Below are 12095 nucleotides of genomic sequence, written 5' to 3' on the forward strand. Positions count from 1 at the left end.
ATGCGGTTTTCCCGGCTAGGCCGGCCGAGTAGTGGTGTATCCGGGCCAGCGGTGTGTTAGGGCCAGCAGTGTGTCCGGGTCAGTGGTGCGTCCGGGTCAGGACGTGGTCTCGACCCGGCTGCCGCCGACCCCTTTGACGACCCGGATCTGGTTCGGGATGCGCTGGCGCAGCTCGGTGACATGGCTGACGACGCCGACGAGCCGGCCGCCGGAACGCAGCTCGTCGAGGACGGTCATCACCTCGTCGAGGCTGTCCGGGTCGAGCGTGCCGAAACCCTCGTCGATGAACAGCGCGTCCATCCGCCGGCCTCCCGCCTCGGCCGTCACGACGTCGGCGAGCCCGAGGGCCAGTGACAGCGCCGCCTGGAAGGTCTCCCCGCCGGACAGGGTGGCGGTGTCGCGCCGCCGGCCGGTCCAGGCGTCGTCGACCAGCAGCCCGAGGCCGGCGCGCCGGCGCTTGTCGCGGCTTTCCCCCGCGTCGTGCACCAGAGTGAACCGGCCGCCGCTCATCGCCGCGAGCCGATGGCTGGCGGCAGCGGCCACCTCTTCCAGCCGGGCCGCCAGCACGAAGCTGGACAGCGGCATGCGCTCGGTGTTGGCACCCCGCCCGGCGGCCAGATCGGCAAGTCCCCGCAGCTCGTCCGCCGCCTCCCGCAGCGGATCCAGGGTAGTGAGCTTCTCGGTGAACTCCGTGACCAGCGCGGCCAGCCGTTCGGCCCGTTCCCGGGCGCGTGCGGCCGTGGCGAGCGCGCTCTCGTGGACCTCGCGGGCGTCGGCCACGGCCGTCTCGTGGTCGGCCAGCGGGACCTCGGTGTCCGGGTCGACGGCGAGATCCTCGCCCGCCAGCCTGGCCCCGACGGCGACGAGCTCGTCCCGATGGGCCCGGACCTCGTCCGCGGCGCGGCGCATCCAGTCGGAGTCCCGCACGGCCTCGGCGGCGTCGTCCAGGTCGGAGAACCCCGCCTGCCGCGCCTGGTCGAGGGCGGCCGTCCCGGCGCGGATGTGTTCGGCCCGGGCCTGCTCGGCTGCCAGGGCTGCGGCCTGCGCGGCCTCGTGATCGGCGGCGAGGGCGGTGACGGCACGGCGGCGCGCGGCCAGTGCCTCGGGGTCGCATAGCTCCGCCGGAACGCCGGCGAGCCGCCGGGCGGCACGGCCCCGGGCGTCCGCCGCGCGTTCCCGGGCTGCCTGCGCCGCGGTCCGTGCGGCGGAATGGCGGGCCGCGGTCTCCTTCTCGTTCTCGTGGACCTCGCGCAACGCGGCCTCCGCCGCGGCGAGCTTCTTCGCCGCCCGGGTCCGGGCGCGGACCGCGTGGGTCAGCACGGCGGCGAGTTCATCGAGCCGATCCGCGACCGGCGCCTCGGAGCCGCCCAGCAGCGTCGCGACCGGAAGCGCGCGGATCTCGGTGAAGGCGGCCTCGACGCGGTCGTCCGGGTCCGCGCTGTGGTCCGGGTCCGCCCGGTCGTTCGGGTCCGCGCGGTCGTCCCCGTCCGTTGGGCCGACCAGGTCGGCGTGCAGCGCCCGGACCCGGGACTCCCAGTGGGCCACCGCCCGGCCTGCCCTCGTCGCGGCGTCGGCGAGCCGGTCCGCCTCCTGCCCGGCCGCGGTCTCGGCGTCCTTGCTCACATGATCGGCCCGGGTCTCGGCCGGGTCGGGATGCTCCAGGGCCCCGCAGACCGGACAAGGCGTGTCATGGACAAGCGCGGCGGCGAGTTCGGCGGTGATGGCGTCGAATCGCTGCCGCCGGAGGTCGGATGCGTGGGTCCGGGCCGCGGATGCGTCTCGTTCGGCCTCGTCGGCCACGGTCCGCACCTGCCGCCCCTCCCGGACGGCGGAGGCCAGCTCCTTGGCCCACCGGGCCCGTTCGACCAGGCCGGGCAGGGCGGCGCCGGCTCGCCGGGCGACCTCCACCCGGGCCTCGGCCTCGACACGGGCGCGGGGCAGCGTGACGCTGATCGCCTCGGCGAGTTCGGCGGCGGACCGGGTATGGGCGGCCGTGTCCCGGTCGGCACCGGCGGCATCCTCGGCGTCCCGCTCGGCGGCGGCGAGGGTGTCGGTCAACGTTTCCAGTCGCCCGGTCTCGGTGTGGGCGAGGCGGGCCAGGCGGGCGAGTTCCTCGGCAGGCGCCTCGGCAGGCCTCCTGGTGGCCTCCTCGGGCAGCGGTCCCGAGGGGGCGGGTTCTCCCCCGGGGAGGAGCCCGGATGGATGGCGTCCGAGCCGGTCCCGGGCGTCGCGTTCGTCGGCCTCGGCCCGGTGGACCGCCGCGGTGCGGCGGCGGACCTCGTCCAGGGCGGGCGCGACGACAGCGGCCCGGCGGGCCGCGTCCAGCCCGGTGGTGAGCAGCTCGATCCGGGGTGCCTGTGCCGCGAGCTCCTCCTGCCGGGCGGCCAGTATCCGGCGCTGCTCGACGCGTCGGGCGAGGTCGCGTGCCTGGTCCAGGGCCTCCTCGGCCGAGGTGCGCCGCGCTGCCGCCGCGCCGGCCGCCTCGTCGACCGAGATGGCCGCCGCCGCGGCGGTCCCGGCGAGGTCCGCGGCCCAGCCGGCGTCGGCCGTCGGATCCTCCGGCTCGTCGACGGCCGCCACCTGCGAGACCCGGGCGGTCACCCGGTCGAGCTCGGCGCGGGCCAGCGCCAGCCGTTCGGCGGCGATCTTTGCCCGGTCCAGCAGCCACTGCTCGGCGTGCTCGAAGCGGTTGACGTGGAACAGCCGCTTCAGGAGCTTCTCGCGCGCGCCGTGGTCGGCCTGGAGAAAGTCAGCGAAGCGTCCCTGCGGGAGCAGGATGACCTGGAAGAACTGCTTGTCGCTCATGCCGACGAGCAGATCGATCTCATGGCCGACGTCCTCCATGCGGGTGGCGGTCATCTCCCAGCCGCCGGCGCCGTCAAACCGTTCCAGCCGCGCCGTCGGATGGGCGCGGGTCGTCCCGCCGCCGCGTTTCGGCTTGTCCCAGGCGGGGCTGCGGGTGATCCGGAAGCGTCCCGCCGCCACCGTGAACTCCAGCGTCACCTCCGGCCGCAGGGATGCCGCGGCGTGGTGCGAGCGCAGGTCCGGCGGCCCGGAGACCTCCCCACGCATCCCCGGCACCCGGCCGAACAGCGCGAACCCGACCGCGTCGAGCAGCGTCGTCTTGCCGCCCCCGGTTTCCCCGCAGAGCAGGAGCAGGCCGCCGCTGCCGAGGACGTCGAAATCGATCTCGACGGTGCCGGGGAAGGCGCCGAACGCCGCCAGGGTCAGGTGGTGGGGACGCATCAGGCGACTTCCTCCTCGGCCCGGCGGGCAGCGCCGAGGGCTTCGGCGAGCAGAGCACGTTCCCGAGCCGAGGGAGCGCTGCGCACATGGGCGACGAAGGCCTCGGCGATCTCCAGCTCCGAGCGTCCCCGGGTCCGCCGGCCGAAACTGAGCATCTCGTCGGGTTCCGTCTCCGGTTCATGCGCGAGCCGCAGGGCGAAGGGGAACCGGCGCTGCAACCGGGCCATGGCGTCCATGGGGCGGATGGGGTCGGTCAGCACGGCGGAGACGAAGTCGGCCTCGTGCGGGGCATGGGCGGGGTCGGTGAGGAGGTCGGCAAGACTGCCGCGCAGCAGGGCCATCCGCCGCCGGGCGGGAACGCCGATCCGGGTCACGTTCCCCAGCCCGGTCGGACCGATCTCGACGAGCAGCGACGCCTTCGCGTCGCCGGACTCCGAGAAGGAATAGGCCAGTGGCGATCCGCTGTAGCGGACGGACGGGGCGATCGCCTGTGGCCGGTGCAGATGGCCGAGTGCGGTATAGGTGATCCCCTCGAACAACTGGGCCGGCACATTGCCCACTCCGCCGACGCTGATGTCACGTTCGCTCTCGCTCGCCGCCCCGCCGGTGACCCAGGCGTGCGCCACCACGACGGACCGGGCATCCGGATACCGTGCGAGGTCGGCCCGCACCGCGTGCATGGCCCGGTGCATCGCCCGGTGCATCGTCGCGGCGGGGAGCCCGGCGGCCGGGGCGCCCGAGCCGGATGGCGCCTGCGCCGGTTCGGGAAGCTGGGAGTTCGCCGCCGACGGCTCCAGGTAGGGGATCGCGTACACCCGGACCGCCCCGGCGGGATCCTCGACGACGACCGGATCCCCGACCGCGGCCGGATCCGTCCGGATGCGGACGCGGGGGTCGAGCAGGCCGGCCTTGTCGCCGAGCCGGCGGGCCGCGTCGTGGTTGCCACTGATCACCACGACCCGGGCGCCGGCGCCGCGCAGTCGGGAGAGCGCTTCGTCGAAGAGCTCCAGCGCGCCCACCGGCGGGATCGCCCGATCGTGCACGTCGCCGGCGATGAGCACGACGTCGACGCCCTCGGAACGGACGACGTTGACGAGATGATCGACGAAGGCCGCCTGGGCCGGCATCAGGTCGTGACCGTACAGGCCACGCCCGAGATGCCAGTCGGACGTGTGCAGCGCACGCATGCGAGCACGGTAGGCAACCCCGTCGAGATGATCGTCACGGGGTCCGAACTGCGCGCCTTTCTGGCTGTTCCGGTTATCACCCTCCGCGTCCCTGCCTGTCGCGGACCTGGCGGATCGCGGACCTGGATAACGGGATAAGTAGATGAGTAGTTAACGGATGCAGGGATGAGTAGGTGACGGATGCGGGTGAGGAGCGATGAACGGCACGACCGCCGTGCCACCGGTAGCCTCGTAGCGGCGGGCAGCGCCGCGGCGCCCGCCTAACGGAGGACCCGAGATGAGCACCTCTGCGGAGGATGTCCGAGGCAGCGCCGTCCGTGCCAAGGCGGCGGCGGCCCTGCTGGCCCCGCGTAGCCGCGCCGAGAAGGACCGCGCGCTGCTCGCCATGGCCGACGCGTTGATCGCCCGTTCCACGGAGATTCTCGCCGCGAACGCCGAGGACGTCGCTGCCGCGCGGGCGGCGGGCACCGCCGGGGCGATGGTCGACCGGCTCACCCTCACCCCGGCCCGGCTCGCCGGCATGGCCGACGGCCTGCGTCAGGTCGCGGCGTTGGAGGACCCGGTCGGCGAGGTCGTGCGCGGCCGGGTGCTGCCGAACGGGATGGAGCTGCGCCAGATCCGGGTGCCCCTCGGCGTCGTCGGGATCATCTACGAGGCCCGGCCGAACGTCACGGTGGATGCCGCGGGCCTGTGCCTCAAGAGCGGCAACGCCGCGTTGCTGCGCGGGAGCGCCTCCGCGGTGCGTTCCAACACCGCGCTGGTGGCGGTGCTGCGCGCCGCCGCCGTCGCGAGCGGCTTGCCGGCGGACGCGGTGCAGCTTGTCCCCGGGGTGGACCACGACGCGGTCAAGCACCTGATGCGGCTGCGCGGGCTCGTCGACGTGCTCATCCCGCGGGGTGGCGCGGGTCTGATCCGGGCGGTCGTCGAGGAGTCGACGGTGCCCGTCATCGAGACCGGGGTCGGCAACTGCCACGTGTATGTGGACGCCGACGCCGACCTCGACCAGGCGCTTGCGATCACCGTCAACGCGAAGACCCAGCGGGTCTCGGTGTGCAACTCGGCGGAGACCCTGCTCGTGCACGCTGGCGTGGCCGGGGAGTTCCTGCCTCGGGTGCTGGCCGCCCTGCACGACGCCGGGGTCACCGTGCACGGCGACGAGGCGGTGCGCGCCGTCGATCCGCGGGTGCTGCCCGCCACAGACGACGACTGGGCGGCCGAGTACCTGTCGTTGGACATGGCCGTCGCCGTCGTCGATTCTCTCGACGACGCGGTCGCGCACATCCGGCGCTGGGGCAGCGGGCACACCGAGGCGATCGTCACCCGGTCTCTGCCGGCGTCGCGACGGTTCATCACGACCTGCGACAGCGCGGCCGTCATGGTGAACGCCTCGACCCGTTTCACCGACGGGGAGCGGTTCGGGATGGGTGCCGAGATCGGCATCTCCACCCAGAAGCTGCACGCCCGCGGCCCGATGGGGCTGCCCGAGCTGACCTCGACGACGTGGGTCGGCGTCGGCGACGGGCATCTGGTCACCTGAGGTCCGGGTCACCTGAGGTCCGGGTTACCGGGCCCGGGTCATCTGAGGTCCGGGTCACCGGGCCCGCCGGATCGGGCCGTCCGGGACGCAACGGAACCGGGAAGGGAATAGGTATGGGCTCGTTGGACGGGGTGACGGTGCACGGGGTGTCCGCGGTGCGGACCGTGCCGGGACTCACCGCGGATCAGGTCGACGCGGTGCTCTCCGACGACGCGCTGGCCTTCGTCGCCGGGTTGCACCGCACGTTCGCCGGCCGGCGTGCCGAACTGCTCGCCGCCCGGGCCGCCCGCCGCGCCGCGATCGCCGCCGGGGCCACCCTCGACTTCCTGCCGCAGACCGCCGACATCCGGGCCAGGAACTGGCGGGTCGCGTCACCGGCGCCGGGGCTGGTCGACCGCCGGGCCGAGATCACCGGCCCGACCGACGCCAAGATGCTCATCAACGCGCTCAACAGCGGTGCCCGGGTCTTCATGGCGGACCTCGAGGACGCTAATGTGCCGACCTGGTCGAACATGGTCGTCGGGCAGCACAATGAGTGAGGCCGTTGCCGGCACGCTCGCCTTCACCTCGCCCGACGGCCGTCGTTACGAGCTCGACGAGTCCACGGCGACGCTCGTGGTGCGCCCGCGCGGCTGGCACCTGCCGGAGCGGCATGTCACCGTCGACGGGGAGCCGATCGTCGCCGCGCTCTTCGACGCCGGGATGCACCTGGTCCGCAACGCGCATGCCCTGCGGGCCACGGGCGTGGCGCCGTACTTCTACCTGCCGAAGCTGGAGAGTCATCTCGAGGCCCGGCTGTGGAACGACGTGTTCACCGCGGCGCAGGCTGAGCTCGGCCTGCCCGTCGGCACCATCCGGGCGACCGTCCTCATCGAGACGCTGCCCGCCGCCTTCGAGATGGAGGAGATCCTCTACGAGCTGCGGGAGCATTCCGCCGGACTCAACGCCGGCCGCTGGGACTACATGTTCTCCACCATCAAGACGTTCGCGTCCCGGCCGACGGAGTTCCTGCTGCCCGACCGCAACGGCGTGACGATGACGGTGCCGTTCCTGCGCGCCTACACCGAGCTGCTGGTCTCCACCTGTCATCGCCGCGGCGCGCACGCGATCGGCGGGATGGCGGCGTTCATCCCGTCGCGGCGCGACTCCGAGATCAACGCCGCGGCCCTGGCGAAGGTGCGCGCCGACAAGGAGCGGGAGTCCGCGGACGGGTTCGACGGGAGCTGGGTGGCGCACCCTGACCTGGTGCCGGTGTGTACCGAGGTCTTCGACGCGGTGCTCGGCGACGAGCCGAACCAGCTCACCCGGTTGCGTGACGACGTCAAGGTCGGCGCCGGCGACCTGCTGGCGGTGCGCGACACTCCGGGTTCCGTCACCGCGGCCGGGGTCCGCGGGAACATCAGCGTCGGGGTGCGCTACCTGGAGAGCTGGCTGCGCGGGATCGGGGCGGTCGGCATCGACAACCTGATGGAGGACGCCGCCACCGCTGAGATCTCCCGTAGTCAGATTTTCCAGTGGATAGCCGCCGGGGTCGTGCTCGACGACGGCCGTCCGGTCACGGCCGATCTGGTCCGGACCACTCTGGCGGAGGTGCTGGACCAGATCCGGCTCTCCATCGGCGCCGCCGCCTTCGACAACGGCCGCTGGAAGGACGCGGCGGCGGTGTTCGAGGAGACGGCGCTCGGCAAGACCTTCGTCGAGTTCCTCACTCTTCCCGCCTACGAGCGGATCGGCTGAACCGGCGAACACCTCGGGAGAATCCCCGGGTGAACCGGCGGCGAACAGGTCGATGAGCAGCCCGCGGGTATCCGCCCGGCGGACGGCGGCGCGCAAGGCGTAGTCACCCGTCTGCGGCGCTAGCCTGGCAGTATGGACATGGCGATGCCTGACACGGGGACGGAAGGTGGCCATGTCGCTGCAGGAACACGCTTTCGCCGACGTCGCTGATGTGCGGGAACGGCTTCGCGTGACCGGATACCTTGCGGACGAGGCGATTGCCACCACAGTCTTCCTCGCGGATCGGCTGCGTAAACCGCTGCTTGTGGAGGGGCCCGCGGGTGTCGGTAAAACCGAGCTCGCGAAGGCGCTGGCGACCGCGGTTGGCGCCGAGCTCATTCGGCTGCAGTGTTACGAAGGGCTTGATGAAGCTCGCGCATTGTACGAATGGAACTACAAGAAGCAACTGCTGCGCATTCAGGCCAGATCGGGAGACGGCGGTGCCGAGGGTTGGCAGCAGGCCCACGACGACATCTTCAGCGAGGAGTTCCTGCTCTCTCGGCCGCTGTTGACGGCGATCCGCCGCCAGGAGCCGACGGTGCTGCTCGTCGACGAGACCGACAAGGCCGACGTCGAGGTGGAAGGCCTGCTGCTGGAGGTGCTGTCCGACTTCCAGGTGACGATTCCGGAGCTCGGTACCATCAGCGCCACCCGCCGTCCCTTCGTCATCCTGACCTCCAACGCGACGCGGGAGCTGTCCGAGGCGCTCAAGCGGCGCTGCCTCTACCTCAACCTGGACTATCCCTCGGCCGAGCGGGAGAAGGAGATCGTGCTCTCCCGGGTGCCCGATCTCCCGGAGAGGCAGGCCGAATCGCTGGTCCGGATCGTCCGCGCGCTGCGGGCGATGGAACTGAAGAAGGCGCCCTCCATCGCCGAGACCATCGACTGGGGCCAGACCGTGCTCGCGCTCGGATTCGACACGTTCGACGAGGCCGCCGTCGCCTCGACCCTCGGCGTCGTTCTCAAGCACGCCAGCGACCAGGCCCGAGCCATCAGTCACCTCAAGCTCGGCGCGAACTGAACCGCCCGAGCCCAACCCATCGACTCCATCAACTCCATTGAACTGATCGAATCCATCGAACCGATTGCCAGCTGACGGCCGTCGCCACGGCCGCACGTCCACGAGGGGGCGCCGGCATGAACCTGCTGGACCGCACCGTCGATTTCACCGCGGCGCTGCGCCGGGCCGGTGTCCCGGTGAGCAGCGCCGAGACCGTGGATGCCGCCAGGGCCGTCGGCGCGCTGGGCTGGGCCGAGCGGGACGCCGTCCGGGCGGCGTTCGCGGCAACCCTGTGCAAGCGGCCGCTGTACCGGCCGGCTTTCGATACTCTGTTCGACCTGTACTTCCCGCCCCGGATCGGGGACGGCGTGTCGCTGGACGACCTGGGCGACCTGGGCGACCTGGGCGACCCGGCCGGGGCGGCGAACGGCGCGGCGGGGGACGTCGGCGTCGACCCCGGCGAGCTGTCGCCCGAGCAGCTGGAGGAGCTGCGCCAGGTGCTGCGCGACCAGTTGCTCGACGCGCTGCGTGACGGCAACGACGAGGCGCTGCGCGCGCTTGCCCGGCAGGCGGTGAGTGCGTTCGGGTCGGCGCGCGGCAGCTCCGCCCGCTCGTGGTTCATCTACCGGGTGCTGCGGGTGATGTCGGCGGAGACCCTCATCGCCGATCTGCTCGCGGCGATGCTGGCGGATTCCGAACGTGGCGGACTCGCCGAACGGGCCGCCCGGCAGACCATCACCGACCGGATCCGCGAGTTCGAGGAGATGGTGTCCACCGAGGTGCGGCGGCGGATGGCCGAGGAACGCGGCCTCGATGCGGTCGAGCGCACCGCGGTGAAGCCGCTCAGCGACCAGGTCGAGTTCCTGCGAGCCTCCCAGCGGGACCTGGTGGAGCTGCGCCGGCAGGTCTACCCGCTCGCCCGGCGGCTGGCGACCCGGCTGACCGCGCGGCGCCGGCTCGGCCGCATCGGCCGGCTGGACTTCCGGCGCACGGTGCGGGCGTCGCTGGCTACCGGCGGCGTACCGGTGGAGACCAGGCACCGCCCGCACAAGCCGCACAAGCCCGAGCTGGTCGTGCTGTGCGACGTCTCCGGCTCGGTGGCCTCGTTCGCGCATTTCACCCTGATGCTGACCCATGCGCTGCGCGAGCAGTTCGCCAAGGTCCGGGCGTTCGCCTTTATCGACACGACCGACGAGGTCACCAGGTATCTGCGCGGCCTCGACCTCGGCGACATGATGGCCCGCATCTCCGGAGAGGCGGACCTCGTCTGGTTCGACGGGCACAGCGACTACGGGCATGCCATCGAGGTCTTCGCCGAGAAGTACCCCGAGGCGGTCGGTCCCAAGACGTCGCTGCTGATCCTCGGTGACGCCCGGAACAACTACCGACCGACCTCGGCGACCATCTTCAGGCGACTGTGCTCGCAGGCCCGGCACTCCTACTGGCTCAACCCGGAGCCGCGCAGCTACTGGGGCTCGGGCGACTCGGCGACAAACGTGTACGCCGAGCTCGTCGACGAGATGGTGGAGTGCCGCAACATCGAGCAGCTCCAGGCGTTCATCGGGCGGCTTCTTCCGTCCTGACGGTCCCCGGCCCGGTCCCCGGCCGGCTCCGGGACCGGCCTGGGACCGGCAGGATCAGCCGCGGGCGAGGGCGGCGTCGACGATCGCCTGTGCCTCCGTGATGACCTCGTCGAGATGCCCGGGGCCCCGGAAGCTCTCCGCGTAGATCTTGTAGACGTCCTCGGTGCCGGAGGGCCGGGCGGCGAACCAGGCGTCGTCGGTGATGACCTTCACCCCGCCGATCGCCGCGCCGTTGCCCGGCGCGTGCGACAGCGCGGCGGTCACCGGCGAACCGGCGAGCGTCGTCGCGCTAAGGCTCTCCGGGGTGAGCGCGGCCAGGATCTTCTTCTGCGCCGGGGTGGCCGGCGCGTCGACCCGTCGGTAGGCCGGGGCGCCGTGGGCATCGGTGAGCTCCCGGTACAACTGCCCGGGGTCCCGGCCGGTGACCGCCGTCATCTCGGCGGCGAGCAGGCAGGCGATGATCCCGTCCTTGTCGGTCGTCCACACCGCGCCGTCGCGGCGCAGGAACGACGCGCCCGCGCTCTCCTCACCGCCGAAGCCCAGGTTCCCGTCGGTCAGACCGGCCACGAACCACTTGAAGCCCACCGGCACCTCGACCACGTCGCGGCCGAGGCTCGCCCCGACCCGGTTGATCATGCTGGAACTGACCAGCGTCTTGCCGATCGCCGTCCCGGTCGGCCAGCCTGGGCGGTGGCCGAACAGGTAGGCGATGGCCGCGGAGAGGTAGTGGTTCGGGTTCAACAGCCCGGCCGTGCCGGTGACGATGCCGTGCCGGTCGGCGTCGGCGTCGTTGGCGAGGGCGACGTCGAACGAGCCGGCCAGCCGCACCAGGGAGGCCATCGCGTACGGCGACGACGGATCCATCCGGATCATGCCGTCCCAGTCGGTCGTCATGAAGGCGAAGGTCGGGTCGATCGTGGTGTTCACCACGTCGAGGCCCAGCTTGTACCGCTCGGCGACGGCCTGCCAGTACACGAGGCTCGCCCCACCGAGCGGGTCGACGCCGATGCGCACCCCGGCGCCGCGGATCGCGTCGAGATCGATGACGTCGCCGAGGTCCGCGACATAGGCGCCGACGTAGTCGTGGACCACGGCGGCGGCGCGCGCCTGCGGGTATGGCACCCGGGCCACGCCCGCGAGGCCACCGTCGAGCAGGGCGTTCGCGCGATCCTGAATGACCTTGGTGACGCCGGTGTCCGCCGGACCGCCGTGCGTCGGGTTGTACTTGAACCCGCCGTCGGCGGGCGGATTGTGCGACGGCGTGACGACGATGCCGTCGGCGAGGCCGCGCGCCAGGCCGGTCGCGCCGGTGGCGCCCGTCCTGCCCGTCCTGTTGCTTGACGTGCGCTCGCGGTTGTGGCGCAGGATCGCGTGCGAGATCACCGGGGTCGGGGTGGCCTCGCCGTCCGGGGCGATGCGTACCGCGACGCCGTTCGCGGCGAGGACCTCCAGGGCGCTCGCGAGCGCGGGCGCCGACAGTGCGTGCGTGTCGATCCCGACGAACAGCGGTCCGTCGACGCCGGCCTCCTTCCGGTAGTCGCAGATCGCCTGGGTGGTGGCCAGGATGTGGTCGGCGTTGAAGGAGCCGCGCAGCGCCGAGCCACGATGACCGGACGTGCCGAACGACACCCGCTGGGTCGGATCGGTGGGATCGGGATGGATCTCGTGGTAGGCGGCGAGCAGGCCGTCGACGTCAACGAGATCCTCGGGGGCGGCGGGTTGCCCCGCACGCGGACTGGTCGGCATGGGCGGGGTCTCCTCGCGGG

At 72.4% G+C, this 12095-nt stretch carries 8 protein-coding genes; 5 read left to right on the forward strand and 3 right to left on the reverse strand.

Annotated features, from left to right (window positions below):
* Window positions 1–96: 96 nt before the first annotated feature.
* Together AC08OV_RS03185 and AC08OV_RS03190 are read right to left on the reverse strand one after the other, a co-directional pair.
* Entirely contained in the window at window positions 97–3246 is a 3150-nt protein-coding gene (locus AC08OV_RS03185; RefSeq protein ID WP_476612538.1) for an AAA family ATPase, read from the reverse strand.
* Window positions 3246–4433, reverse strand: a complete 1188-nt coding sequence (locus tag AC08OV_RS03190) for an exonuclease SbcCD subunit D (protein ID WP_476612539.1) — start codon at window positions 4431–4433, stop codon at window positions 3246–3248. Before AC08OV_RS03190 ends, AC08OV_RS03185 begins: the two co-directional genes overlap by 1 nt.
* Before the next feature lie 277 nt (window positions 4434–4710).
* Between AC08OV_RS03190 and AC08OV_RS03195 the strand changes: the two genes are divergently transcribed.
* The 5 genes from AC08OV_RS03195 to AC08OV_RS03215 all read left to right on the forward strand — a co-directional run bounded on the left by AC08OV_RS03195 (window position 4711) and on the right by AC08OV_RS03215 (window position 10329).
* The gene (locus tag AC08OV_RS03195) at window positions 4711–5970 is read left to right on the forward strand and encodes a glutamate-5-semialdehyde dehydrogenase (RefSeq protein WP_476619266.1); all 1260 of its coding nucleotides are present in this window, start codon (window positions 4711–4713) and stop codon (window positions 5968–5970) included.
* A gap of 113 nt (window positions 5971–6083) precedes the next feature.
* Window positions 6084–6509, forward strand: a complete 426-nt coding sequence (locus AC08OV_RS03200; protein ID WP_476619267.1) for a hypothetical protein — start codon at window positions 6084–6086, stop codon at window positions 6507–6509.
* Window positions 6502–7707 carry a malate synthase A gene (gene aceB / locus AC08OV_RS03205; protein WP_476619268.1) on the forward strand — a complete coding sequence of 402 codons (1206 nt, stop codon included), beginning with the start codon at window positions 6502–6504 and terminating at the stop codon, window positions 7705–7707. The genes AC08OV_RS03200 and aceB overlap by 8 nt, the downstream gene beginning before the upstream one ends.
* A 172-nt stretch (window positions 7708–7879) precedes the next feature.
* Complete coding sequence (locus tag AC08OV_RS03210) at window positions 7880–8767, forward strand: AAA family ATPase (protein ID WP_476612542.1); 888 nt, start codon at window positions 7880–7882, stop codon at window positions 8765–8767.
* Window positions 8768–8883: 116 nt separating this feature from the next.
* Window positions 8884–10329 (forward strand): vWA domain-containing protein, encoded by a 1446-nt coding sequence (locus AC08OV_RS03215; protein ID WP_476612543.1) that lies wholly within the window; start codon window positions 8884–8886, stop codon window positions 10327–10329.
* Between the two features lie 54 nt (window positions 10330–10383).
* Here the strand turns inward: AC08OV_RS03215 and pgm are convergent, their stop codons facing one another.
* The gene (gene pgm, locus AC08OV_RS03220) at window positions 10384–12075 is read right to left on the reverse strand and encodes a phosphoglucomutase (alpha-D-glucose-1,6-bisphosphate-dependent) (protein ID WP_476612544.1); all 1692 of its coding nucleotides are present in this window, start codon (window positions 12073–12075) and stop codon (window positions 10384–10386) included.
* Window positions 12076–12095 lie beyond the last annotated feature (20 nt).

The sequence above is a fragment of the Frankia sp. CeTa3Moorea genome, from assembly GCF_978021225.1.

Excerpts from the sequence above, each read along its gene's own strand:
- AC08OV_RS03185 (WP_476612538.1), bottom strand. The coding sequence starts at position 3,246 with ATGCGTCCCCACCACCTGACCCTGGCGGCGTTCGGCGCCTTCCCCGGC.
- AC08OV_RS03190 (WP_476612539.1), bottom strand. The coding sequence starts at position 4,433 with ATGCGTGCGCTGCACACGTCCGACTGGCATCTCGGGCGTGGCCTGTAC.
- AC08OV_RS03195 (WP_476619266.1), top strand. The coding sequence starts at position 4,711 with ATGAGCACCTCTGCGGAGGATGTCCGAGGCAGCGCCGTCCGTGCCAAG.
- AC08OV_RS03200 (WP_476619267.1), top strand. The coding sequence starts at position 6,084 with ATGGGCTCGTTGGACGGGGTGACGGTGCACGGGGTGTCCGCGGTGCGG.
- aceB (WP_476619268.1), top strand. The coding sequence starts at position 6,502 with ATGAGTGAGGCCGTTGCCGGCACGCTCGCCTTCACCTCGCCCGACGGC.
- AC08OV_RS03210 (WP_476612542.1), top strand. The coding sequence starts at position 7,880 with ATGTCGCTGCAGGAACACGCTTTCGCCGACGTCGCTGATGTGCGGGAA.
- AC08OV_RS03215 (WP_476612543.1), top strand. The coding sequence starts at position 8,884 with ATGAACCTGCTGGACCGCACCGTCGATTTCACCGCGGCGCTGCGCCGG.
- pgm (WP_476612544.1), bottom strand. The coding sequence starts at position 12,075 with ATGCCGACCAGTCCGCGTGCGGGGCAACCCGCCGCCCCCGAGGATCTC.